The following is a 23,742-nucleotide window of genomic DNA, read 5'->3' on the forward strand; positions in this document are numbered from 1 at the left end:
ATGGGCCTAGCCTTTTTATCTTTTTTTAGTTACAGCAAACTCAGTCCTAGTGGTGGCTGCAATTTTCTCGTCATCTCCATAAACTGTACAATCTACAGTTATAATTCTTTTACCCTTTTTAAGAATTTCTGCCTTAGCGTAGATATACTTACTTTCAATAATCGGTCTTAAAAAGTGAGTGGTCATTGAAAGAGTAGGGGCCACCATTCCAAAAGAATTGGCAAGGTCACCTGATGCATTATCAGCAAGGGTCATTATAACCCCACCATGGATTGCACCTATCTTATTTAAGTAATCCTCCTTGAAGGGAATTCTTAAAATAAGACAATTTTCATCTATAATATCTTTCTCCATATCAAAATAATCACTAAAACTCATAAAAACTCCTTTATTCTACCCTATAATTATATTGTAATTAGAATAACTTTCATCAACAAATAATAAGTGATTAATACTAGTAATAAATAGTATAGTGTATATAAGGAGAGTTTATGAAGAAGAAATATTTATCATTTATTTTAACATTATTAAGCCTGGTAGTTTTTGTAGGATGCGGATCAAAAAACGATTCAAATGAAGATAAGAACTCTAATATAGCTGATTTAATAAATAAACTAGAAAAGGTAGAAGAGAATCAGAAAAGAGAAGAAGAGGCACAAAAGCTAGCTCAAAAAGAAATAGGCGCTTCAAAAAGTGCTGAAAAATCAGAGGTAGAGAAAGATAAAAGCTCAAAGAAAAAACAAGAAGATATTAAAAAGGTGAAAATCAAGGCGGTGGGAGATATAATGGCCCACCTTGCTCAAATCCAATACGCCTACAACAGGGGTGGTGGGGCTTATGATTTTTCTAAATCATTTGAGTATGTAGCAGATTTTATAAAAGATTCAGACCTAGCAATAGGAAATTATGAGACAACAACCAATCCCAACCAGCCTTATGCAGGATTTCCTAGGTTTAATGCACCTGAATCCTTCCTTACAGCTATTAAAGATGCTGGCTTTGATGTAGTAACAACAGCCAATAACCACTCCATGGATACAGAGCTTGAGGGAGTATTTTCAACCATGGATGCTGTAGAAGATGCAGGTCTTTCCTATGTGGGAAGTATGAGAGATGAGTCAGAAAAAATCCTAACTAAGAAGATAAATGGCATAAGAATTGCCATCCTTGCCTACACCTATGGATGCAATGGTAGGGAAAATCTCATAGTGCCTAGGGAAGAAGTAGAAAATTTAAATTACCTAACAGACGAGACCCAGGTAAAAGAAGACATCAAAAAGGCCAAGGCCCAGGGAGCCGACTTTGTAATAGTCTATCCACACTGGGGAGTAGAGTTCCATTCATATCCAGTAGATACTCAGATAAATCTAGGCAGAAACATGATAGAATGGGGAGCAGACCTAGTAATAGGCAACCACCCACACGTAGTAGAGCCAGTTGAGCTTTACAAGGCAGAAGACGGCAGAGAAGGCCTAATAGCCTACGCTCTAGGTAATTTCATTTCCTTCCAAAGTCTGGAAAATAACAAAGACATCAGGGTAGAACAAGCCCTAGCCCTAGAAATAGAACTTCAAAAGGACCTAAATAGCGGTGATAAAAAAATCTCAGATGTAAGCTTCCACCCACTTTGGGTAGGAACGACCTATGATGATTTCGGCAGAAACGTTCAGACCTACCTAGCAGAAGACTTCTTAGATGGTGGAAAATACTACGATTATGTAAATGAAAACCAAAGGGCAAGGATAAAACAAGCCTACGACATGACTCTAGAGACAGCAAATACAGGAGTGGAATAATGGAAAATTTTGAAATAGGAATCCTAAATGCCATCCAAGGCTTGAGAAATAATCCCCTAGATAAATTTATGGTCACTATTTCATCTTTGGGAAACTTATCACTAATTTGGATAAGCTTTATAATAATATTCTTAGCAGCAAGAGATTTAAAAAAACAAGGCAAGGTAATGATCCTTGCCTTTATCCTAAATCTCATAATTGTAAATATCCTAGTAAAAAACATCGTAGCAAGGCCAAGACCCTACGAAGTGACAGGTTTTAGTGACCTATTAATCCACAAGCTATCAGACAATTCCTTCCCATCAGGCCACTCATCCTACGCCTTCACCTTTGCGACAATAATAAGCCTTCTAAACAAGTCAAGACTCTTAAAAACATACACAAATATCCTAGCAGTTCTAATAGCCTTCTCAAGACTCTATCTATACGTTCATTTCCCAACAGACGTCCTAGTAGGAGCTCTAATAGGCATAGGAATAGGAATCCTAGCCATAAAAATATACGAAAGTCAAAAATATAAGCAAATAAAAGAAAAATATAATTTACATTGGACCTAAAATGTGATATAATAATTTGGTAAGCATTTAGGCCGGTGTGTCGGAACTGGCAGACGAGATAGACTCAAAATCTGTTGTCCAACCGGGCGTGTGGGTTCGAGTCCCACCACCGGCACCATTATGTTTTATAAGTTGTTTAAATAATAAACTTTATATGAATCTAGGATCTATTGTTACTAACAAGTTTCAATAGATTTTTTTATTGTCTATAAATAAGGTTTTACTAAAAAAATTTGCAGTTTTTACTCATGTAAAATTAATTTGATTCATTTAGAATAGTATCAAGAGGTGATTTTATGAATGTTATTGAAGTAAAAAACATGAGTAAAAATTTCAAAAATAAGAAGCTTTTTAATGATTTTTCTCTAGAAATTGAAGAAAATACGGTTAATGAAATAGTAGGTCCTAATGATTCTGGAAAACTACATTATTTAGGATTATTATGGGTCCGATAGAGCAAACCGATGGTGAATTGATATTCAGGGGGGAAAGTTAGATAGCTGTGATATAGAAAAAAATTAGCTATTGCTCAGACGGAGATAACCCTTATGAAGATTTAACAGTAAAAGAGAATTTATAATTTATTGTTAGATTTTGTATTCTATAAGATAAGTTATTTTAATACAGAATAATCTCAAATATAAAATACAAAATATTCTTAATAAACATTATATCATACCATGTCCACAACGTGGAAAAGCCAAAAAAATAAGCCCTATTTCAAAGATTATGGACATACGGGAAGAATAGCAAAAATACAATATCCCATCTCCAGATGTTCTTTGAAAATTAAATGAGCGGTCTGTAAGGATATGTATCTATGGGGAAGTAGGCGATGATATAAGCCAGGCAAGTAGAACAAAATGTCGCTGTGAGGTTCAGGGATAGGAACTATATCAGATGTAACCTACGAAAAGTATAGTAATTTAAGAAAGAATAATAAATGTGAAAAGATAAAGATAGAGTCCGTATAATTGTGTAAAAAGAAAAGGTCATTTGAAACCTAAACTAGTACAATGTTTTTAACCACAAAAACCAACTAGGAGGAACAAATGACCCAATTACATTTTACATTAAACATAGAAGATATTCAAAATTTAATTAACGCAGAAGTTAAAAACGATATGGCAAGAACCGTTCTAACCAAGGTATTTAACGAGATTATGGAAAAAGAAAGAGATGAATACTTAGAAAATATAGCTTATCAAAGAGATTCTAATCGTAGCACTTATCGCAATGGATACTATGAACGTGACTATACAACAAAAATAGGAACATTAACCTTAAGAGTACCTAGAACAAGAGATGGTAAATTCTCAACAGATGTCTTTGAAAGGTATCAGAGAAACGAAAAAACTCTACTTACAACAATGCTAGAAATGTATTTCCAAGGAGTATCAACAAGAAAGGTATCCAAGGTAATAGAAAATATGTGCGGTAAAACATATTCTAAATCCTTTGTATCATCTTTAACTAAGGAGTTTGACGAAGAAGTAAAACTATGGAGAAATAGTGACCTAAGCACGATAAAATATCCCTACATAATTGTAGATGTAGTATACATAAAAGTAAGAGAAAACAATCGAGTAGTATCAAAAGCTTGTCACATCGCAATAGGAATAAATGAAAAAGGAAATAGAGAAATCATAGGCTTAGACCTAAGTTCTAGCGTAAGTGAATATTCATGGTTAAGCTTCTTTGAATACTTAAAAGCTAGAGGACTATTTGGACTTAAAATGGTAATATCAGATGCTCACAAAGGTCTTGTAAAATCAATAAAAGAAACATTCGTAAATGTAATATGGCAAAGATGCCAAGTTCATTTTTTAAGAAATATTCTATCAAAATCACCAAAGAAAAACTCTGAAGAATTTAGAACTGATATCAAAGCACTATTTAAAATCCAAGATATCAACTTGGCAAGAAAAATGAAAGAAGAAATATTCTTAAAATATGAAAAAGAAAAGAAATTCCAAAACTCTTTAAACACCTTAGATGAAGGATTTGAAGACTCCTTTGCATATTTAGCTACTGACGTAATTCATAGCAGACTTAGATCAACTAATTGCTTAGAAAGACTAAACGAAGAAGTCAGAAGACGTGAAAAAGTAGTTAGGATATTTCCTAATGAAGATTTAGCTATGCGTCTAATAGGCACAATCCTCATTGATATCAATGAGGATTGGATAACATCTTCTAAATTATATATTAGAATGAAATAGTGAATATTGTACTAGTAAAATTTACACAATATTATGGACTTGACTTTTAAGAATTATTCTAATAAAATTATTTTAATATTTTATTGAGTTAAGGAGTAAGTGTGATAAAAATTAAAGAATTTGGCAAGATATTAAAGAACATCAGATTAGTCAATAATCTCAGTCAAGAAGACGTAGAGTTTTTAACAGGGATGAGTGTTAGGAGTCTTTCTATGCTTGAAAATGGAAATGTTAAAAATATTTCAATTGATCATCTTATAGAGCTTTCAAACTTATATGGCGAAGATTTACTTGATATATATTATAAAAATATTTTTGAAACAGACTACCTTTATGAAGAAATATTAAATAAATTAGGAGTAGCAAGCATCTTTATCGAAAAAAATGAAGCAGAAATCCTATCAAAGAAACTTTCTATAATTGAAAATGATAATAAGTTAATGATGGGAAAAGAAAAAAATATAAAACTTTTAAGACTATTTATGGATAGAATACTGAATAAGGAAGTTGATAAATTCGATTTTAAAGAAAAATATGAAGAGATTACATCAACAATATACAATAATTCTAATATTCTTGATAGGAAGTATTCTACTATAGAGATGAGGGTCTTAGTAAATATATGTAATGATTTTAAAGAATATAAATCATTTAGCAATTATGAAATATTAGATAAATTATCCCAAAATTGCAATAATAGTGTTGTAAAGATGCTGATATACAATTCCATTATAAATAGACTCTATATAGACTCTAGAAGCAAAGACGCTATAAAATTAATTACAAAAGCTATAAATGAAGCGACTACAAATAAAGATTTAGAAGCTCTATCTATGTTATATTATGATAAATTCATATGTGAACTTGACTTAGGATATGAAACTTATAGTAAGTCAATAAACTATTCTAAAATGTGCGCTAAATTATCTGGCCTTGTAAGATTAAATGAAACTATCGAACGAAAATACAATAGCTTGATATTAAAATAAATCATTAATTGAATAGAAATCTATTATATCATCTTCCCTACCATCTGGTGAGCTATATGGCAAAATCAATGCAGTTACCAATATTATAATGCTTAAAAATTTGAGTTTTTTATTCATAGTTAAAACCTTTCTTAATATTTTATTAAAATTATATAATTTTATAGATAATTTGTACAGGACACATGTGTCCTGTACAAATTTTTATTTATACTTTACAATATAATCATAAATCGATTTATTATTTACTTTGTTTTGAAATGAGATAGTAAATATTGTGCTGGTAAATTTTACACAATATTATGGACTTGACAAAGATAAACTTTGGTTAATAAAATATATTATTAAAAAAATGTTTTTTACTTGAAAAATGTATATAGATAAGCAAATATGACAGGTGTCTCTTGTTATATTTTGTAATATTTACTATAATTTTGTTAGCAAATAAAAGCTCATATATACATAAAACTTTAAAAAAGATTCTTTTTCCCCTATAAGGGGAAAATCTATGATTAACTGATTTTGTTAAGTATGATATTAGATTAATTAAGGGTAAAACCTGATTAAAATATATTATTTGAGGAGGTGAATGTAATGAAATTTGAAGAAATGAATCTAATTGAAGCACCATCTGATGGTCAATTCTGGGGTGGTGTTGCAGTAGGAACCATTCTTGTTGTTGGTGTTGGCGCAATTATTTGTTGCTAATTGTAAAACTGAATAATATTCAGTAATTAAAGGTTTATAGGGTTCCTTTAATAACCTAAATATATTATATAAGGAGAGTATTAAATGAAATTCGAAGAGATGAATTTAATTGAAGCCCCAGTAAGTGATTTTTCAGCTGGTCTTGCAGTAGGTATGGGATTTGGACTTGCACTTATAGGGCTTGGTGTAGTTTGTTAGTAATTTTATAGCAAGTTAGATATTTTTATTTAACTTGCTAATTACTTTCAAAATAAAAATAATAATTAGTAAAAATATATTGAAATAAATAAAAAAAAGAGGTAGTTTATATGAAATTAAGGAGAAGTATAAAATTTTATGAATTTGATGATAATACTTTTCATATGCATGATGAACTTAATGACAAGCATTTCAATATAGGAAGAGAACAGAAAGAATGGTTGGAATTATTTGATGGAGAAAAAACATTTGAAGAAATAAAACATAAAATACCATCTGAATATATAGAGCAATTCATGAATTATGTGGATCGATTTGATTTGCTTGAAAGTAATGAAATAAAAAAAGTAAAAATTAATAAATTCAAAATCAAATTTAAGATAGCAAATATTAATTCTTTTTTAGAAAAAATCAAAGGAATATGTAAAATATATTCATTTATTTTGGATAAAACATTTTATATATTTTTACTTATGAATATTTATCTAATTTATATGAATATAAATAATGTATTTTTAAATACGACAAATGCGTTTGCAGATTCAGCAGGAGGTTTAATATTTTTTTGTAGTTATTTGTTATTGTTAATAACAGGGTTTTTACATGAATTTTCACATGCTTTTGTTGCAAAATCAAAAGGTGTAGCTATACCTCTTATTGGGATAATGTTATTTTATTTTAATCCTGCGTTTTATGTTGATTTAAGTGGAATCAGTATGTTGAATGATAGAGATGATAAAATAAAAGTTTTATCAGCAGGTATTAAAATAAATAATTTCTTACTCTTTTTAAGTCTATTTTGTATTGAAAAATTGAATTTTTCATTTATGACACAAATTTTGTCAATATATATTTTTTTGAATTTAATAACTATCTTGATCAATATTATTCCATTTGTGGAATTTGATGGATATTTTATATATTCAGAGATTTTGAATGATAGGAATTTAAAACTTACAACATCAATACAGTTGAATAATTTACTTAAAAAGAAATTTTATAAGGTGCAAGTTCATTACATTTTGTATTTGATATATTCATTGTTTTTTTCATCTGCATTTTTGATTTTAGGTTTAACCAGTATTGTTAGATTAATTAATTTAGTATTTGAGATTCCTGTGTATATAGTTATATTTTTAATTGTAGTAATGACTATCTTAAACATTCATTATCAAATAAAAAAGGTGGTAAAGTAAATGGAAAATTTGTTTTTAAACCCATACGTTTCTGTGCTTGAGTTAAAAAATAAAATATATGTAAAATCTTATAAGGATGTATATTTTAAAATCGAAAAGAAAACTGCGTTTCAATTTTTATATTCAAAGACTGAATTTAAAATGGATGAATTATTAGAATATTTTTCAAAAGATGAAATATCTTTGTTGAAAGAAATTAGACTATTATTAAATAATAAAACATTAGTTCCAGATACAAAGAATATGTTAAGTAGGCAGAGAGGATTATTTTCGATAGTTAGCTCTAATTTTAAAATATTTGAGAATAATATAAATTCAATTAGAGTTCTAATCGTTGGAGCTGGGGCAATCGGGACACACATTCTTTGGAGTTTAATAACTATTGGAGTTAAAAATATAACCATCTTAGATTTTGATGTTGTGGAAGAAAGTAATCTAAACAGACAATTATTTTATGGATATGAAGATATTGGATATAAAAAAGTAGAAGTTTTAAAAAAGAAAATAAACAAAAATTATCCGCATGTCGATCTTTCTATAATAGATAGAAAATTAGAATCAGAGAAAAATATTAGAGATATAATACAACACAATTTTATTTTTAAGGCTTTTGATACTCCGTTAGAAGGTACAGAGTGGATAAATAATGTATGCGTGGAGTATAAAATACCATATATGTCAGGTGGGTTCTTAAATGAAACGGGTATAGTTGGACCGATATATATACCTAATGTTACGCCTTGCTATGGTTGTAATGAAAAATATGAAGGAACTAAATATAATATGTATTCTCCAACATTTTCTCCAATAGTAATAAATGTAGTTTCCAAAATGATGCAAATATTTTTTACTATTGTTATAAATAAATTTGAAGATATATCACAATATTATTTATTTAATATATTTGATGGAACTTGGAAAGAAGTAAACAATGAAACAAAAAAAAAGTGTCCCATTTGTGGAAGAGAACCGCTATGTGAATCTTTTACATTAAATACATTGTATAGGTACGGAATAATTTCAATAACAGGAATAATAACCTCAATTATTTCAACGTACATTAATAATTATATTCCGAATTATTTATTGATATTAACATTGATATGCATTTATCGTAAAAAAATAAATAAAGCAGGATTTATATTAAGTTACTCATCGATTTTGGTAACCATAAATGTAGTGACGCAATTAATGAATAGTAATTTTTTGACTGTATTAAATAATGGTACATTAGTTTCATTAATACAAAATATTTCTTTTGTTGTGGTATTGACTTGTGTAATGATTACAGTGGTTTCCATATTATGGTATAGTTTGGCTAAAACATTAAATAAAGTCGAAAGGAAATGCAATAATGTTATTAGTAAAGGATTTAGAAAAAACATATGGTGATTTTAAAGCTATAGATTCAGTCAATTTTTTTGTTGAAAAAGGTGAGATTATAGGGTTACTTGGTGAAAATGGAGCTGGAAAGACGACGCTTATAAACTTAATTACATCTATGATTAAACCTAGCTATGGAAAGATTGAATTGGAAAAATTTACTTATGGAACTAAAGAATATAAAAGAAATATTGGAGTGGCTTTTGGTGGAGAGGTTTCTCTTTATGATAGACTTACAGTGAGGGAAAATTTAAATTATTTTGCAGCGCTTTATGGTATTGAAAATCCTAATGTTACCATTGCTCAATTAGGAGAATTGTTTGATTTTGTACACTATGAAAACAAAAAAATAGAGCAATTGTCAAGAGGAATGAAACAAAGAATATCTTTAGCAATTTCTCTTATTCATAATCCAGAATTGATTTTATTTGATGAACCGACAATCGGTTTGGATATATCTGGTCAAAATACGATAAAACAGCTTGTAAAATTGTTAAAAGAAAAGGGGAAAACAGTGATATATTCTACAAATATAATTCCAGAAGTTGAAGAGATTTGTGATAAAATAATAATTTTACATAAAGGGAATTTGAAGGAATTTGACACTATTTCGAATATAGAATGTAAATATCAAAAAAGAATAAAGGAAATATTTTTAGATATTATAAGGAGATAGATCTATTATGAATACTTTTTTTAGTATAATAAAAAAGGAAATGATATATATTTTACGAGATAAAAGGACAATAGTTTTAGCTGTTTTAAGCCCTATTATTTTTATATGTGCTTATGGTTATTACGCTGTAAGTATATTAAATAGTTCTAATAATGTTGTTATGGGAATCAAAATCGTAAAATATATACTAACTATGATTTTGACAGTATTAATGTTCCTTTCTGTCTTAACGGGTGCGTTAGAGATAGGAGTGGGAGAAAAAGAGAGAGGAACCCTATATAGTTTGTTAAAAACAGGAGTAAATTTAAAATTAATAATTTTAGGTAAGTATACTACATTATTGCTTCAAGGTATTATAAGTTTGATAATCTTAAATTTGAATATGTTTATCTTATCATTATTTTCGGGTAATGTGTTTAATATATTAATTAAGAACGGAGATTTTACTTATTACACCATGAGGGTAAATATTGTGTTATTATTGTGCGTTATGTTTTTTTGCTCTATAGAGTTGTTAATCAGCTTTAGTGTTAAAAGCTTTAAAGAAGGTCAAGTTTTGTCATTCCCAATTATTTTTATACTATTAGCTCCGTTCTATTATGCATTAACATTTAACTTCAATATACATGGTGGATATTATTACATTATTCCGTTTTTTAACATATCGGTTATATTTAATGATATAATCAATTCAGATTTAATGATTAAAAATTTTTTAGTGTTTTTAATATCAAATTGTGCTGTGATGTATGTAATGATTAGAGTCATCTTAGGTGTTTTAAATAAAGAATCAGTTATAGTTAGGAGGTAGCAATGAGAAAGGTAAGTATGATAGGAACATCTTTTTTTATCATTTATCTCATTACAATTTTTTGTTTATTTTATAATTATGATAAAAAACTTTTGGCAGTATTTTCATCGATTGGTTCAGCGGTGTATGTTATATTTGTCAAAAAATATATCGATTATGAAAAAAACGAAAAAAGTAGTAGAAATTTATGATATTGTTAAACAGGAAATATAATGTTTTATTAATTATATTTTTTATATGTATTTTTTTTACCTATGTGGGGAGAAGAGCCAACATTTAAAATCTTTTAAAGAGAATTCTAGAAAGGGGTGTAAATAATGGAACATGATTAAGAAAGACAACACAATTCTTAGAAAAGGATATTATTCAGTAGCGATAATATCAGTAGTAATATTTTTGGTGGGAATGTTATTAGTAGGAGTAGGAGATTTCCCTTTTTTTACATACCATAACATTGAATATGTGATAATTGGCGTACCTTTTAGCATCTGGGCATGGCTTATAATAGTGGGTTTATTATTTGTCAAAAAAAATTGGATAGTAATAGCTATAATTATTGCCTCAGCAATCCCTCATATTATTGCAATTGCATTGCTATACGCATTTTCGTACAGTATTTTGGAAATTTTAAAATGGTATGTGATGATTTTGAGTTTCGGAAGTATTGTTCTGTAGCAATTTAAAAAGTAATTTAAAATAGGTTGAAACAATTATAAAATGATAAAAGAAGAAACTTATGTTATTTTCTTAATTGATATAAATTTAAAAGATGATAAGACAGGCCTTGATTTAATTAAAGATTTGCTAGCTGAAAATCCCAAACAAAATATAATAGTCTTAACATCTTATGACTTAGACAATTACAAGGATATGGCTTTTGACTTGGGAGTAAAAGATTTTATAAATAAGTCTATCGAAATTGAAGAAATGCTAGTAAGGCTTAAAAATGTTTATCAAGGCAAAAGTCAATCTAGAAAGACTTTAATTATTGAAAATCTTACACAAAGAGAAATAGAAGTTTTAAAGGAGTTAGTAAAGGGAGATGATAAAAAGAAAATTGCCCAAAAACTTTTTATCAGCGAGAGAACTCTTTATAACCACCTGGCTAATATTTACGACAAGCTAGGAGTAAATAATGCTATAGAAGCCTATAACAAGGCGATGGAGCTTGGGTATATTGACCCTGTTATGTAAAAAAGGAGAATTTATGAAAAATACGAGAAAGTGCCCAAAGTGTGGGGCAAGTGATATTTTATTTGTACCAGGATCAGCTGGTGCTTATGGGGCTGGAAATAATATTATGACAGGTCTTACAATTAAGTCAGCAGTTCCTGTTGATAGGTATATTTGCACTAGATGTGGCTATAGCGAGGAGTGGATTGACCTTGACTACATGGATAAATTAAAAAAGAAATATGATGAAATTTAAAATTATTTTTGGGAAACATTTGTGAGAATGTTTCCTTTTTTCTTTAAAAATTTGCCAAAATACGTTATACTATAAGGTAGAGATAAGATTTGTTGCAGAAAATAGAAATATTTTTTGTTAAGGAGATATAATGAAAAAAACTGTAATGTTAATTGATGGTTCATCTTTGATCTACAGGGCCTTTTTTGCTCTTCCAAATTTGACCAACAATGACGGAGTTATGACAAATGGCGTTTATGGATTTTTGACCATGTATAAGAACGCCTTTGATAAATATAAGCCTGAATATGTTTTGGTTGCCTTTGATAGGTCGGGTGGAACTTTTAGAAATGAAGAATTTAAGGACTATAAGGCAAATAGGGATAAGACTCCAAATGAGCTTTCCTATCAGTTTGGAATCCTTAAGGACGTCCTTGAATCTATGGGAGTCAAATACACAGATCTAGATGGTTTTGAGGCTGATGATATAGTCGGAACCTATGCAAAAATGGCCAAGGAAGCTGGAGATGAAGCAGTCCTTATAACAGGAGATAGGGACTACCTCCAACTAGTAGATGATGGAATAATTGTCTATTTGACCAGGAAGGGTGTTTCAGATACTGTTGAATACAATGTCGAAAAAATTAAGGAAGAATATGGCATTAGTCCTAAGCAGCTTATAGATGTCAAAGGTCTTATGGGTGATAAGTCTGATAACATTCCAGGAGTGGATGGAATTGGCGAAAAGCGTGCCCTCCAATATATCCAAAAATATGGGTCTATAGAAGGCCTATATGAAAATATTGACGATATCAAAGGCAAGAAGACTAAGGAAAATATCGAAAATGGCGAAGCCATGGCCTACTTATCCAAGAAAATTGGGACAATTGTCACAGATGCTCCTGTAGAATTTGACTATGATGACCTAGCCCTTGGAGAGATTGACAAGGAAGGCCTTAGGGAGAAATTTGCCAAACTTAATTTCAATAAGTTTTTAGATGAACTTGATTCTGATAGCAAGGATTCCCCTAAGCTTGAATTTGAATATGAAGAGGCGGATGATTTTAAGGATATAATTGAATCTATAAAAGAAGATAAGGAATTTTTCTTCAAATCCTTATATAATGGAGACAATTATATCCATTCAGAAATCTTTAGGCTGGCTATTAAAACTAAGGACTCTAAGGTCTTTATAATTAAGCCTGACGATGAATTTTCTAAAAACTTCAAGGAAATTTTTGCAGATGAATCCATTAGAAAGACTAGTTTTGATATCAAGGAAGAAATAGTTCTTCTCGATAAGATAGGCATAAAGCTTAAGGCTCCTTACGATGATTTGATGCTTATGCACTATCTAATTGACCCATCAAGGTCCTCTTATGATTTAAAGGTTCTAAGCCAGTCCTATGTGAATTTTGAGGTTGACAACGAAGAGGCTCTTTTGGGCAAGGGTGCTAAGAAGAAAAAATATGAAGATATTGAGTCTGATAAGCTCAATTCCTACCTAGCATCTATAATCTATGCAATAGAATATTCTAAAGATAAGCTTTTAGATAATCTCAAAGAATACCAGATGTTAGATCTATATGACAATATAGAAAAGAAACTTGCTGGAGTCCTTGCAGCTATGGAAATAGTTGGATTTGCTACAGATAGAGAAGTCTTAGAAGAGTTAAAAGAAGGACTTGACAGTCAAATAGAAGGCCTAACCAAAGACATATATGACTATGCAGGAAGCGAGTTTAATATAAACTCCACCAAGCAATTAGGAGAAGTTCTCTTTAAAGATTTGGACTTGCCAGTTATCAAGAAGACCAAGACAGGATTTTCAACAGACCAATCAGTCCTAGAAAAACTTAGGGACAAGCACCCAATCATTGAAAAGATTGAAAAATACAGGGAAACCTACAAGCTTCGCTCAACCTACATCGAAGGCCTAGAAAATGCCATAGATGAAGATGGAAGAATCAGATCAACCTTTAGACAAAATATTGCTTCAACCGGTAGATTATCAAGCCAAGAGCCAAACCTACAAAACTTGCCAATTAAAACTGACGAAGGAAGGGCCATTAGAAAGGCCTTTAAGGCAGCTGAAGGCAATATTTTAATAGATGCTGACTATTCACAAATCGAACTAAGGATTTTGGCAAGCCTAGCAGATGATAAAAATATGCAAGATGCCTTCAACCACAACATAGACATCCACACCCAGACCGCATCTGAGGTCTTTAATACACCCCTTGATAAGGTTACAAAGCTTCAAAGGTCTGAAGCAAAGGCAGTAAATTTTGGAATAATCTATGGCATAAGCGATTATGGCCTATCTCAAAACCTAAATATTCCAAGAAAACAAGCAAAAGACTATATAGATTCCTACAAGGCTTCATATCCACAAATAAAGGCTTATATGGATAATGTAGTAAAACTTGCCAAGGACCAAGGCTATATAGAAACCCTCTTCCACAGAAGACGCTATATACCAGAGATTTCATCTAGAAACTTCAATGTCAGAAGCTTTGGTGAAAGGATTGCCCTAAATACGCCAATCCAAGGTACTGCGGCAGATATAATAAAAATTGCCATGATAAATACTCACCAGACCCTCTTAGATGAAGGCCTCGATGCAAGGATAATTTTACAAATCCACGATGAAATAATTATAGAATCTTCTCTAGAAGATAAGGATAGGGCTAAGGAAATCCTACAAAAGTGCATGGAAGATGCGGCAGAGCTTAAGGTAAAGCTTGTGGTAGACATAGGTTTTGGAGATAGTATGTATGAGTCCAAATAAGATTGTAATAACAGGGACAATTGGATCGGGAAAGTCAGCTCTAAGCTCCATAATTAGGGAATTGGGCTTTGTGGTTATTGACAGCGACCAGGTAAATAAAAAGCTATTAGAAAAAGGTCAAGCAAATTATGAGGCCATCAAAAAAGATCCATTTTTTAGGAAGGCTTTTGAAAATGAGGACCTTGATAAAAATAAGCTAGCTAAAATGATTTTTAGGAGTCCTGACCTTATGACAAGGCTAAATAAGCTTACCCATCCCAATATTATGGCAGAGATTGAAAGGCAGATAGGAAGTCTTGATGAAAAAAATGTCTTTGTAGAAATACCTCTTTTTTATCAAATGGAAGCTAAATTTGACCCTGACCTTATCTTATTTGTAAGGGCAAGTGAGGAAATCCAGATTAAAAGGTTGACTGAGCGTGATGGGATAAACGAACTTTATGCCAAAAGCAAAATAGCCACTCAAGAAAAATCTATCAATGCTAAGAATGATGGTAAAATAATCATAGACAATGATGGTTCTATAGAGGAGCTCAGGGCAAAAATAATAGAAATTTTAAGGACGGAAAATATTTTATGAAAGCACTCAAAGCTATAGGTAAATTTATAGGTTTTATCCTACTTGCAATCTTGCTTCTATTTGTCATAATATATGGCATAATAGCCTATCAGACATCTAGGACAAGGATTAATTATCAAGATGAAATCTATGAATATTCAGAAAAATACAATGTAGACCCACTTCTAACAGCATCAATCATAAAGGTAGAATCAGACTTTAACAAGGATGCGCAAAGTCACCAAGATGCTAAGGGCTTGATGCAACTTCTTGATCAAACTGCTTCTCATGCAGCTGAGCTTACAAATAAGGAATTTCACCCTGAAAAGCTTTCAGAAGTTGAGTATAATCTTGACTTAGGTCTTGCCTATTATGATTATCTTTATAGGTATTACAACAACAGAGACCTAGCCCTAGCAGCCTACAATGGTGGGGTGGGTAATGTCGATAAGTGGATTAATGAAGGGATAGTGGATGCGACAAATCCAAATCCTTTAGATATACCATTTGAAGAAACAAGACAATATGTAACAAAAATAGATGCAAACTATGATGTCTACAAGAAGTTTTACAAAAATGGCTTGCCTAGCAAGGAGAGACTTGCAAATCTAAAACAGCTAGCCTTTGATAACTTTATGACATTTTTAGAAGATATTATCTCAAATGTAAGATAAATATTGAGAAATTTTCGATTTTATTCTATAATAGAAGTGTAGAGAAAAAAAAATAAAAGGAGAGAAAGATGGCAACTAATACTATGACATTTGCTCATGGTGTTCAGATGGCGGAATATAAAGAGCTAACAGAAAATAGCAGCCTTAAAACAGCTGCTATTCCAAAGCTTGTAACAATTCCACTAACTCAACACATAGGCGCACCTAGTAAGTGCATTGTCAATAAGAAAGATGAAGTTGCTGTAGGAGATTTGATTGCTAGTGCAGTTGGTAACTTCTCAGCAAACATACATTCCTCAGTGGCAGGCATTGTAAAAGACATAGTCGACATACAATCAGCCTCAGGTAAAAATACCAAGGCAGTAATAATTGACACTGAAGGCTTCGATCAAGAAAAAACTTATGTTGAAGTTGAAAACGTAAACTTAAGCAAGGAAGAGATCGTAGCAAAGATTAAGGAAGCCGGAATAGTTGGTATGGGTGGAGCAGCCTTTCCTGCCCACATTAAATATTCACCAAACAAGCCAGTAGATACTGTAATTGTAAATGGTGCAGAGTGTGAACCTTTTATCACCTGTGATGACTACATAATGAAAAATTATCCCCTACATATAATAAAGGGTTTAATTCAAGTACTTAAGGCAGTGGATGCCAAAAAAGGTTTTATAGCCATAGAAGATAATAAACCTAAAGCTTACGAAACAATGACTAAGGCCCTAGAAGAATTTGCGAAATCTAATAAATTCGATGCCACTATAGAAGTAGTAAAGCTTAAGACAAAATATCCACAAGGTGATGAAAAAAGACTTATAAATGCAATCCTAGATAGGGAAGTGCCATCAGGCGGACTTCCAATGGATGTAGGAGCAATTGTATCAAACATTTCTACAGTAAATGCAATTTATGAAGCACTTTTCATGGATAAACCTCTATACGAAAGAATCCTAACTGTTACAGGCTCATCAGTCAAAAATCCTACAAATATGAAGGTAAGACTTGGTGTAAGCTTTGGTGAACTTTTAGAAGAAGCTGGCGGTTCAGATGATATAGCCAAGGTTATAAACGGCGGTCCAATGTGTGGTATTGCCCAACCAGATTTAACAAAACCAGTAGAAAAAGCTACTAACTGTATCCTAGTTTTAGATAGCAAGGAAGCCTTCATCGAAGAAGCAGATCCTTGTATAAGATGTGGAAGATGTGTAAGCGTATGTCCAGTATTCTTGCTACCAAACTACATCCACAAACACGCTCTAGATGGTAGATTTGAAAAGGCAGACCAAGAGGGCGCTCTTGATTGTATAGAATGCGGTTCATGCTCATTTGTGTGTCCTGCAAGAAGACCTTTAGTAGAAGCTATCAAATTTGCTAAGAGACAAATAAGACAGGCAGGAAAATAGGGGGAATTATGGAAAATAATAAACAATTATTAGTAACTGCTTCTCCACACCTTAGAAGTAAAAGGACAGTAGCAAATGACATGCTTGATGTTATTATTGCACTTATTCCTGCAGGAGCTGTCGGTATTTACTACTTTGGTTACAGGGCCCTAGTTTTAATACTAGCATCAGTAATAGCCTGTGTTCTATCAGAAGCAGCCTTTAATAAATTAACAAAAAGAAAAAATACAATCAACGATTTATCAGCAGTTGTAACAGGTATTTTATTAGCCTACAATGTGCCATTTACCTTACCAGTTTGGCAAATAGTGATAGGTTCAATGTTTGCTATAATCGTTGCAAAGATGTTCTACGGCGGAATTGGTCAAAACATTGTAAACCCAGCTCTTGCAGCAAGAGCCTTCCTAATGGCTTCTTGGTCAGATACAATGACAAACTTTGTGCCAACAGAAAGAGTTGCAACTCTAAAAACTATAAGCGATGTATCAATGGTTTCTCAAGCAACACCATTATCAGATCCAAAAGCTTACAGCCTAATGGATTTATTTATCGGACACATTCCAGGATGTATTGGTGAGATTAGTGCTATAGCCTTATTAATTGGCGCAGGATACTTACTATTTAGAAAAGTAATCCATATAAGAATCCCACTTACATATATAGTGACAACAACAGTCCTACTTGCAATATTTGGCAAGGGTTTTGATCTTAATTATTTACTAAGTCAAATCTTATCAGGTGGTCTAATCCTTGGTGCCTTCTTTATGGCAACAGATTATACTACAGCCCCAATCACTCCTAAGGGACAAATAGTATTTGCCTTTGGTTGTGGTTTCTTAACAGCTGTTATAAGACTATGGGGCGGATATCCAGAAGGTGTATCTTACTCAATCCTACTAATGAACCTCTTAGTACCTGTTATTGAAAAATACACAAGAGATAGGATTTTTGGTAAAGCAAAAGCTAAAAAAGGAGGGGAAAATGAATAAGAGTATTAAATTAGGTATAAAATTACTATTAATAACATCAGTAACTGCCCTAGCCCTTGCTTTTACAAACAATATGACTTCTCCAATCATAGAAGCTCGTAAACAAGAAGAGCTAAAAGAATCCCTTGCTATAGTTTATAAAGCAGATTCCTATGAGCCAGTAGAAGTAGCAGATAAGCCAGACACCATCCAAGAAGTATACAAGGCAAAAGGAGAAAGTGGCGATGGATATGTATTCCAAATCCAATCTCCAGGCGGTTACGGCGGCGATATACAATTCTTAATTGGTGTTGATAGTGACCATAATATAACAGGATTTGCTCCACTAAGCCATTCAGAGTCAGCAGGCTTTGGTAAACAGATGGAAGAAGATTTCTTCAAAGAAGGAATGGTCGGAGTAAATATGGACAGCGAAGTTAAGGCATCAGCCTCAGGTGGGGAAAATGAAATAGTCGGCTTGTCAGGAGCTACAATTTCTACTAATACTATCCTTAGAGGTATAAACGATGCAAGAGAAGTTCTCTCTAAATTAGAATAGGAGCTATCATGGCAAAAGAAAATAAAAAAGAAAAGGTAAATTTTGGTAAAATATTTACCGATGGAATCATAAAAAACAACCCTGTCCTTGTACAGATGGTTGGTATGTGTTCTGTACTAGCCATATCTTCAACCTTAACTAATGCTGTAGGTATGGGAGTGTCAGTAACCTTCGTACTTGTAATGAGTAACTTAGTTATATCCTTATTACGTAACTTCATATCAGATGAAATAAGGATACCTTCTTTCATCGTAGTTATAGCAGGCTTTGTAACTATTGTTCAAATGCTAATAAAGGCCTATGCACCAGCCCTTGATCAGTCTTTGGGTATCTTTATACCACTAATAGTAGTAAACTGTATCATCCTTGCTCGTGCAGAAGGATTTGCATCACAAAATGGTCCAATCGCATCAATAATAGATGGTATCAGCCAAGGTATAGGCTATACTATAGCTATATCAATACTTGCCTTCTTCAGAGAATTACTAGGAGCAGGCACACTTTTTGGAATAGGAATCATACCAGAAGAATACACTATAGGATTTATGCTTCAACCAGCATCATCATTTATAGTACTTGGAATGATTTATGCAGCCTTCCATGCGATTACAAATAGAAAGAAAGCTAAATAGGAGTTATCATGCTAGTAGAATTATTTAAAATCATAATAGCAACTATATTTGTATCAAACTACGTACTTGGACAATTCTTAGGTATTTGTCCAACCCTAGGTGTTACAAGTAAGGTTGAGACTGCTAGAGGAATGGGTTTTGCGGTAATATTTGTAATAGTACTTGCAACAATTATAACTTGGTTTATCCAATATTACATATTAGAGGCCTTTAATGTACAATACCTACAAACAGTAGTATTTATCTTGGTTATAGCAACTCTAGTTCAATCAGTAGAAACAGTAATGAAAAAATCAATGCCTGCCCTTTATGGAGCTTTGGGTGTTTATCTACCACTAATCACAACCAACTGTGTGGTTCTTGGTGTAGCAATCAAAACAATAGACTTATCTTATAACTTAGTAGAAGCAACAGTATATGCCTTTGCATCATCAATAGGATTTATGCTAGCAATCATGATCCTAGCTTACCTAAGAGAAAAGACAGAATATAACAACGTTCCTGAGTCATTTAAGGGAGCCCCACTCTCTTTAATAACCCTAGGTCTAATGGCTATAGCCTTCATGGGCTTTGCAGGTTTAGCATAGGAGGAAGCGATGAATTTATTATTACCAATGGCAATACTAGCCGTAATGGGCTTTGTATTTGCGATAGCTTTAGGATTTATCTCAGATAAATTCCACGTAGAAAAATCAGTCAAAGAAGCAGCAGTTAGGGATGCCCTACCAGGTGCTAACTGTGGTGCATGCGGTTATCCTGGCTGTGATGGACTTGCAGCAGCCATAGCAAAAGGCGAAGCAGAAGTAAATGCCTGTGCTATAGGCGGACCAAACACTACAGCAGCAGTAGCAGCTGCAATGGGTGTAGAAGCTACAGCATCAGACGATAGAAAGGTAGCTATAGTAAAATGTAATGGTACTATAGAAGCTGCTAAGGATAAATTTGCTTACCAAGGTCTAGAGGACTGTAGGGCGCAAATTGCTTTATTTGGCGGTAAAAAAGCTTGTAACTATGGATGTATAGGATGTGGCACTTGTGAAAAAACCTGCCCATTTGATGCAATACATATAGTAGATGGAGTAGCCTTAGTTAATAGAGAAAAATGTGTAGCTTGTGGCAAGTGCGTAGACGTATGTCCAAAAAATATAATCGAGCTTATACCATTTTCACAAAAACAAGTAGTCCTATGTTCATCTCATGACAAGGGCAAAGATGCAAGAGCAAACTGCTCTAATTCATGTATAGGTTGTACAATTTGTGCAAAAACCTACCCTGAAGCATTTGCAATGGATAACTTCCTATCAAAAGAAGTTCACGGTAATGACTTTGATATGGAACTATTAAAGACAGCATGTGAAAAATGTCCAAATAAATGTATAACAATAAATGAATAAAAACGAAGCCTGCGGCAACTATTTTGATAAAGTTAATTCCTACATAGGAAAATATTAATTTATATAACTACAAAGCATTCTTATACTTTATCAAGATCGGAAGCCCTGGGCTTCTTTTTTTATCTTAAATTTTACATATAAATTCCTAGTTTTATAGGCTAAAAAGTATATAATATTATAATTGAGTACAATTAAAATTTTTATAGAGGGAATATATAGATGAAGATAAAAAAAGGTGATATAATCGTAATAGTTGGACTTCTGTGCCTGTCTTTAGGATTTAATTTTTTGATATATAAAGAAAGCCAAAAGTATGACGGTGATATGTTAGTAGTAGAACAAGATGGAAAGATAATAGAAAGACTTCCTTTAGAAAAGGATGGGGAGTATGTAGCCAGATATGGTGGCCATTATAATAAGATTGAGATAAAAGATGGCAAGGCTAAGGTTGTTGAGGCTGATTGTCTTGATCAAATTTGTACCCATATGCATGCAATCTCAAAAGAAGGCGAGACAATAATTTGTCTACCTAACAGGCTCTTTCTTGAGGTAGAAGAAAGCGATAAAAAAAGCCAAAAGGAAGAAAAAATAGATAAGGTGGTAAGATAATGAATACCAAAAAATTAACAAATATGGCCCTTCTCTTAGCACTTGCCCTAGTGATATCAGTTGTTGAATTACAAATCCCAATGCCAGTTCCTATTCCGGGTGCAAAACTTGGACTTTCTAATATAATAATACTAGTAAGTCTTTACTTTTATGGATTTAAGGCTAGTCTTACAATATCCTTACTAAAATCCTTTATGCTGGTTTTAATAACAGGAGCAGTTTCTGCTTTCTTTTATTCAGCTGCCGGGGCCATTCTAGCATCAATTGCCATGGTTCTTGCCCTTAAATTTCATGATAAACTATTTTCTTTTATTGGTGTAAGTGAAATTGGTGCCTTTGCCCACAATCTTGGACAGATAATAGTATCTGTTGTAGTTATGGAGAATATAAAGATGTTTTATTATTTACCACTCCTTGTATTTGTTGGTACCTTTACCGGATTTTTTGTAGGCCTTTCATCCAATTTTGTAATAAAGCATATGAAAAAACTAGATATTGGAGAAAAGCTTAAGTGAAACAAACTATAAAGCAGATGAAAGAATCTGATAGGCCCAGGGAGAAGTTGATAAACTATGGCTATGGAGCTCTGACAAATACAGAGCTTTTGGCCATAATTTTACAAACAGGAACAAGTGAGAAAAACGCAATAGAACTTGCTGGAGAAATCCTTGATTCCTTCTCAACAGAAGACCTTCTAGAAATAGGAGTATCTGATCTTAGAAAGATTAAGGGGATAAAGGATGCTAAGGCTACAAAGGTAATAGCAAGCCTTCAGCTTGGTAAGAGGCTTAAGGAAGAATATCTAAACAAGAAATATGACAAAATCACATCTAATGAAGATGTCTACCAGATGTTTAGAAATAAACTTGCCATGGAAGATAGGGAACATTTTTACATAGTTTTATTGAATAATAAAAATATGGTTATAGCAAATGAATTAATATCTATAGGTGACTTAAATTCATCAATAGTAAATCCTAGAGAAGTTTTTAAGAAGGCAATCAAAAAGAGTGCTAAGTCAATAATATTAGTTCACAACCACCCATCAGGTAATCCAGACCCGTCTAAGGCTGATATAATGGTTACTAGAAGACTCATAGATGCTGGAGAAATACTTGATATAAATGTACTTGACCACATTATAATTGGTCATACTGATTATGTATCTTTAAAAAGAGATAATTATATATAGGAGAATATTATGAAATTAAAGTTGATTGCTACAGATTTTGCCATAGACCTTGGTACTAGCAATATTTTAGTTTATAAAAAAGGCGAGGGTTTAATAATAAACGAACCATCAAGCTTAGTGCTTGACGAAAACTACCAAAAAGTCGAAGCTGTAGGCCAAGAAGCAAAGGATATGCTAGGCAAGACCCACAAAAATATACAGGTAGTAAAGCCAATTAAAAATGGAGTTATAACAGATTTTAACCTTACAGAAGCTATGCTCAATTACTTTTTTGGAAAAGTAAATGAAGGTTTTAGCTTTATACAGCCAAAGGTTGTAATAGTGGTACCTTCTGGCATTACAGATATACAAAAAAGAGCGGTGGAAGATGCAGCTCTCCATGCAGGTAGTAGGGATATAATACTTGTAGATGAGTCCTTAGCTTGTGCGTATGGTATGAACCTATCACCTGAAGAATCTAAGGGGATTCTACTGATAAATATGGGAGCTGGTACAAGCCAGGTAGCTGTAATTTCCCTAAATGGAATAGTTACATCAAAAACCATAAATAAAGGTGGAGACTACCTAGATGAAAAGATAGTTTCATATTTTAGAGATAATAAAAATCTTGAAATAGGTAAAAATACAGCTGAAAAAGTAAAAATAGCCCTAGCAAGCCTAAAGGTAAAAGATGCCAATATGGAAATGTCGGTTGATGGTAGAGATTTTACAGATTCTAAGCCTAAAACTGAGATTATTAAATCAAATGAGCTAGTTTCAACAATATTGCCATTTGCAGATGAGATATGTGATATGGTATTTGAAGTTTTAGAAAAAACACCACCAGAAATTTCGGCAGACATAAAGAAAAACGGTTTTGCTTTATCAGGTTCCCTATCACAACTATCAGGTATGGCAGAATACATTGAAAAGAAAATTGGACTTAAATCTTACCACTCAGAAGACCCAAGCACAGATGCTATCCTAGGGGCAGGTATGATTTTGGAAAATCCAGAAAAATATTTGAAATATCGTAAGTAGGTTTTT

At 32.2% G+C, this 23,742-nt stretch carries 28 protein-coding genes and 1 tRNA gene; 28 read left to right on the top strand and 1 reads right to left on the bottom strand.

Features of this window, described 5'->3' with window-relative positions; all coding sequences use genetic code 11:
• Positions 1–15: 15 nt before the first annotated feature.
• Positions 16–378 carry a PaaI family thioesterase gene (locus tag C8269_RS01075; protein ID WP_106460013.1) on the bottom strand — a complete coding sequence of 121 codons (363 nt, stop codon included), beginning with the start codon at positions 376–378 and terminating at the stop codon, positions 16–18.
• Between the two features lie 113 nt (positions 379–491).
• On the opposite strand from C8269_RS01075, the gene C8269_RS01080 reads away from it, so the two are divergent.
• The 28 genes from C8269_RS01080 to C8269_RS01205 all read left to right on the top strand — a co-directional run bounded on the left by C8269_RS01080 (position 492) and on the right by C8269_RS01205 (position 23,736).
• The gene (locus C8269_RS01080; RefSeq protein ID WP_106460014.1) at positions 492–1,796 is read left to right on the top strand and encodes a CapA family protein; all 1,305 of its coding nucleotides are present in this window, start codon (positions 492–494) and stop codon (positions 1,794–1,796) included.
• Positions 1,796–2,353 carry a phosphatase PAP2 family protein gene (locus C8269_RS01085; protein WP_199792140.1) on the top strand — a complete coding sequence of 186 codons (558 nt, stop codon included), beginning with the start codon at positions 1,796–1,798 and terminating at the stop codon, positions 2,351–2,353. Before C8269_RS01080 ends, C8269_RS01085 begins: the two co-directional genes overlap by 1 nt.
• Positions 2,354–2,384: 31 nt before the next feature.
• Positions 2,385–2,471: transfer RNA gene (locus tag C8269_RS01090), tRNA-Leu, on the top strand.
• Between the two features lie 178 nt (positions 2,472–2,649).
• The gene (locus C8269_RS10745) at positions 2,650–2,808 is read left to right on the top strand and encodes a hypothetical protein (RefSeq protein ID WP_158698365.1); all 159 of its coding nucleotides are present in this window, start codon (positions 2,650–2,652) and stop codon (positions 2,806–2,808) included.
• 597 nt (positions 2,809–3,405) lie between these two features.
• A complete protein-coding gene (locus C8269_RS01095) occupies positions 3,406–4,575 on the top strand; it encodes an IS256 family transposase (RefSeq protein ID WP_106460016.1) in 1,170 nt (389 codons plus the stop codon).
• A gap of 101 nt (positions 4,576–4,676) precedes the next feature.
• Positions 4,677–5,564 carry a helix-turn-helix domain-containing protein gene (locus C8269_RS01100; protein WP_106460017.1) on the top strand — a complete coding sequence of 296 codons (888 nt, stop codon included), beginning with the start codon at positions 4,677–4,679 and terminating at the stop codon, positions 5,562–5,564.
• 591 nt (positions 5,565–6,155) lie between these two features.
• A complete protein-coding gene (locus C8269_RS11100) occupies positions 6,156–6,269 on the top strand; it encodes a daptide-type RiPP (protein ID WP_325034669.1) in 114 nt (37 codons plus the stop codon).
• 308 nt (positions 6,270–6,577) lie between these two features.
• Positions 6,578–7,663, top strand: a complete 1,086-nt coding sequence (locus C8269_RS01105; RefSeq protein WP_106460018.1) for a hypothetical protein — start codon at positions 6,578–6,580, stop codon at positions 7,661–7,663.
• A complete protein-coding gene (locus tag C8269_RS01110) occupies positions 7,664–9,055 on the top strand; it encodes a HesA/MoeB/ThiF family protein (RefSeq protein WP_106460019.1) in 1,392 nt (463 codons plus the stop codon).
• Positions 9,018–9,722, top strand: coding sequence for an ABC transporter ATP-binding protein (locus C8269_RS01115; RefSeq protein ID WP_106460020.1), 705 nt, complete (start codon positions 9,018–9,020; stop codon positions 9,720–9,722). The genes C8269_RS01110 and C8269_RS01115 overlap by 38 nt, the downstream gene beginning before the upstream one ends.
• Positions 9,723–9,729: 7 nt before the next feature.
• Entirely contained in the window at positions 9,730–10,533 is an 804-nt protein-coding gene (locus tag C8269_RS01120) for an ABC transporter permease subunit (RefSeq protein ID WP_106460021.1), read from the top strand.
• A 2-nt stretch (positions 10,534–10,535) separates the two neighbouring features.
• Positions 10,536–10,724, top strand: a complete 189-nt coding sequence (locus tag C8269_RS01125) for a hypothetical protein (RefSeq protein WP_106460022.1) — start codon at positions 10,536–10,538, stop codon at positions 10,722–10,724.
• Positions 10,725–10,857: 133 nt separating this feature from the next.
• The gene (locus C8269_RS01130) at positions 10,858–11,208 is read left to right on the top strand and encodes a hypothetical protein (RefSeq protein WP_106460023.1); all 351 of its coding nucleotides are present in this window, start codon (positions 10,858–10,860) and stop codon (positions 11,206–11,208) included.
• Between the two features lie 42 nt (positions 11,209–11,250).
• Positions 11,251–11,727: a response regulator transcription factor gene (locus C8269_RS01135; protein ID WP_106460024.1), complete on the top strand. Its 477-nt coding sequence runs from the start codon at positions 11,251–11,253 to the stop codon at positions 11,725–11,727.
• A 13-nt stretch (positions 11,728–11,740) separates the two neighbouring features.
• Positions 11,741–11,962 carry a hypothetical protein gene (locus C8269_RS01140; RefSeq protein ID WP_106460025.1) on the top strand — a complete coding sequence of 74 codons (222 nt, stop codon included), beginning with the start codon at positions 11,741–11,743 and terminating at the stop codon, positions 11,960–11,962.
• Between the two features lie 130 nt (positions 11,963–12,092).
• Positions 12,093–14,732: a DNA polymerase I gene (gene polA, locus C8269_RS01145; protein ID WP_106460026.1), complete on the top strand. Its 2,640-nt coding sequence runs from the start codon at positions 12,093–12,095 to the stop codon at positions 14,730–14,732.
• Positions 14,719–15,312 carry a dephospho-CoA kinase gene (coaE, locus tag C8269_RS01150; RefSeq protein WP_106460027.1) on the top strand — a complete coding sequence of 198 codons (594 nt, stop codon included), beginning with the start codon at positions 14,719–14,721 and terminating at the stop codon, positions 15,310–15,312. Before polA ends, coaE begins: the two co-directional genes overlap by 14 nt.
• Positions 15,309–15,965 (top strand): lytic transglycosylase domain-containing protein, encoded by a 657-nt coding sequence (locus C8269_RS01155; protein ID WP_106460028.1) that lies wholly within the window; start codon positions 15,309–15,311, stop codon positions 15,963–15,965. The genes coaE and C8269_RS01155 overlap by 4 nt, the downstream gene beginning before the upstream one ends.
• Before the next feature lie 68 nt (positions 15,966–16,033).
• Positions 16,034–17,362 (top strand): electron transport complex subunit RsxC, encoded by a 1,329-nt coding sequence (gene rsxC / locus C8269_RS01160; RefSeq protein ID WP_106460029.1) that lies wholly within the window; start codon positions 16,034–16,036, stop codon positions 17,360–17,362.
• A gap of 8 nt (positions 17,363–17,370) precedes the next feature.
• Entirely contained in the window at positions 17,371–18,351 is a 981-nt protein-coding gene (locus tag C8269_RS01165; RefSeq protein ID WP_106460030.1) for an RnfABCDGE type electron transport complex subunit D, read from the top strand.
• Positions 18,344–18,889, top strand: a complete 546-nt coding sequence (locus C8269_RS01170; protein WP_106460031.1) for an FMN-binding protein — start codon at positions 18,344–18,346, stop codon at positions 18,887–18,889. Before C8269_RS01165 ends, C8269_RS01170 begins: the two co-directional genes overlap by 8 nt.
• An 8-nt stretch (positions 18,890–18,897) precedes the next feature.
• Positions 18,898–19,521, top strand: coding sequence for an electron transport complex subunit RsxE (gene rsxE / locus C8269_RS01175; protein WP_106460032.1), 624 nt, complete (start codon positions 18,898–18,900; stop codon positions 19,519–19,521).
• An 8-nt stretch (positions 19,522–19,529) separates the two neighbouring features.
• On the top strand, positions 19,530–20,108 hold the full coding sequence (locus C8269_RS01180; protein ID WP_106460033.1) for an electron transport complex protein RnfA: 579 nt from the start codon (positions 19,530–19,532) through the stop codon (positions 20,106–20,108).
• A gap of 9 nt (positions 20,109–20,117) precedes the next feature.
• A complete protein-coding gene (locus C8269_RS01185) occupies positions 20,118–20,915 on the top strand; it encodes an RnfABCDGE type electron transport complex subunit B (protein ID WP_106460034.1) in 798 nt (265 codons plus the stop codon).
• 219 nt (positions 20,916–21,134) lie between these two features.
• Positions 21,135–21,524, top strand: coding sequence for a NusG domain II-containing protein (locus C8269_RS01190; RefSeq protein ID WP_106460035.1), 390 nt, complete (start codon positions 21,135–21,137; stop codon positions 21,522–21,524).
• Positions 21,524–22,039 (top strand): Gx transporter family protein, encoded by a 516-nt coding sequence (locus tag C8269_RS01195; protein WP_106460036.1) that lies wholly within the window; start codon positions 21,524–21,526, stop codon positions 22,037–22,039. The genes C8269_RS01190 and C8269_RS01195 overlap by 1 nt, the downstream gene beginning before the upstream one ends.
• The gene (radC, locus tag C8269_RS01200; protein ID WP_106460037.1) at positions 22,036–22,716 is read left to right on the top strand and encodes a RadC family protein; all 681 of its coding nucleotides are present in this window, start codon (positions 22,036–22,038) and stop codon (positions 22,714–22,716) included. The genes C8269_RS01195 and radC overlap by 4 nt, the downstream gene beginning before the upstream one ends.
• A 9-nt stretch (positions 22,717–22,725) precedes the next feature.
• Positions 22,726–23,736, top strand: a complete 1,011-nt coding sequence (locus C8269_RS01205; protein ID WP_106460038.1) for a rod shape-determining protein — start codon at positions 22,726–22,728, stop codon at positions 23,734–23,736.
• The last annotated feature ends 6 nt before the right edge of the window (positions 23,737–23,742 follow it).

It is taken from the genome of Anaerococcus sp. Marseille-P3915 (genome assembly GCF_900258475.1).
GTDB lineage: Bacteria > Bacillota > Clostridia > Tissierellales > Peptoniphilaceae > Anaerococcus > Anaerococcus kampingae.

What these genes read in the sequence shown, in the direction of transcription:
- C8269_RS01185 (WP_106460034.1), top strand. Translation starts at nt 20,118, where the DNA reads ATGAATTTATTATTACCAATGGCAATACTAGCCGTAATGGGCTTTGTA.
- C8269_RS01085 (WP_199792140.1), top strand. Translation starts at nt 1,796, where the DNA reads ATGGAAAATTTTGAAATAGGAATCCTAAATGCCATCCAAGGCTTGAGA.
- C8269_RS01155 (WP_106460028.1), top strand. Translation starts at nt 15,309, where the DNA reads ATGAAAGCACTCAAAGCTATAGGTAAATTTATAGGTTTTATCCTACTT.
- C8269_RS01180 (WP_106460033.1), top strand. Translation starts at nt 19,530, where the DNA reads ATGCTAGTAGAATTATTTAAAATCATAATAGCAACTATATTTGTATCA.
- C8269_RS01170 (WP_106460031.1), top strand. Translation starts at nt 18,344, where the DNA reads ATGAATAAGAGTATTAAATTAGGTATAAAATTACTATTAATAACATCA.
- C8269_RS01140 (WP_106460025.1), top strand. Translation starts at nt 11,741, where the DNA reads ATGAAAAATACGAGAAAGTGCCCAAAGTGTGGGGCAAGTGATATTTTA.
- C8269_RS01125 (WP_106460022.1), top strand. Translation starts at nt 10,536, where the DNA reads ATGAGAAAGGTAAGTATGATAGGAACATCTTTTTTTATCATTTATCTC.
- C8269_RS01205 (WP_106460038.1), top strand. Translation starts at nt 22,726, where the DNA reads ATGAAATTAAAGTTGATTGCTACAGATTTTGCCATAGACCTTGGTACT.
- C8269_RS11100 (WP_325034669.1), top strand. Translation starts at nt 6,156, where the DNA reads ATGAAATTTGAAGAAATGAATCTAATTGAAGCACCATCTGATGGTCAA.
- rsxC (WP_106460029.1), top strand. Translation starts at nt 16,034, where the DNA reads ATGGCAACTAATACTATGACATTTGCTCATGGTGTTCAGATGGCGGAA.
- C8269_RS01115 (WP_106460020.1), top strand. Translation starts at nt 9,018, where the DNA reads ATGTTATTAGTAAAGGATTTAGAAAAAACATATGGTGATTTTAAAGCT.
- C8269_RS01110 (WP_106460019.1), top strand. Translation starts at nt 7,664, where the DNA reads ATGGAAAATTTGTTTTTAAACCCATACGTTTCTGTGCTTGAGTTAAAA.
- C8269_RS01135 (WP_106460024.1), top strand. Translation starts at nt 11,251, where the DNA reads ATGATAAAAGAAGAAACTTATGTTATTTTCTTAATTGATATAAATTTA.
- C8269_RS01195 (WP_106460036.1), top strand. Translation starts at nt 21,524, where the DNA reads ATGAATACCAAAAAATTAACAAATATGGCCCTTCTCTTAGCACTTGCC.
- coaE (WP_106460027.1), top strand. Translation starts at nt 14,719, where the DNA reads ATGAGTCCAAATAAGATTGTAATAACAGGGACAATTGGATCGGGAAAG.
- polA (WP_106460026.1), top strand. Translation starts at nt 12,093, where the DNA reads ATGAAAAAAACTGTAATGTTAATTGATGGTTCATCTTTGATCTACAGG.
- C8269_RS01165 (WP_106460030.1), top strand. Translation starts at nt 17,371, where the DNA reads ATGGAAAATAATAAACAATTATTAGTAACTGCTTCTCCACACCTTAGA.
- C8269_RS01095 (WP_106460016.1), top strand. Translation starts at nt 3,406, where the DNA reads ATGACCCAATTACATTTTACATTAAACATAGAAGATATTCAAAATTTA.
- rsxE (WP_106460032.1), top strand. Translation starts at nt 18,898, where the DNA reads ATGGCAAAAGAAAATAAAAAAGAAAAGGTAAATTTTGGTAAAATATTT.
- C8269_RS01120 (WP_106460021.1), top strand. Translation starts at nt 9,730, where the DNA reads ATGAATACTTTTTTTAGTATAATAAAAAAGGAAATGATATATATTTTA.
- C8269_RS01080 (WP_106460014.1), top strand. Translation starts at nt 492, where the DNA reads ATGAAGAAGAAATATTTATCATTTATTTTAACATTATTAAGCCTGGTA.
- C8269_RS01105 (WP_106460018.1), top strand. Translation starts at nt 6,578, where the DNA reads ATGAAATTAAGGAGAAGTATAAAATTTTATGAATTTGATGATAATACT.
- C8269_RS01130 (WP_106460023.1), top strand. Translation starts at nt 10,858, where the DNA reads ATGATTAAGAAAGACAACACAATTCTTAGAAAAGGATATTATTCAGTA.
- C8269_RS01190 (WP_106460035.1), top strand. Translation starts at nt 21,135, where the DNA reads ATGAAGATAAAAAAAGGTGATATAATCGTAATAGTTGGACTTCTGTGC.
- C8269_RS10745 (WP_158698365.1), top strand. Translation starts at nt 2,650, where the DNA reads ATGAATGTTATTGAAGTAAAAAACATGAGTAAAAATTTCAAAAATAAG.
- C8269_RS01075 (WP_106460013.1), bottom strand. Translation starts at nt 378, where the DNA reads ATGAGTTTTAGTGATTATTTTGATATGGAGAAAGATATTATAGATGAA.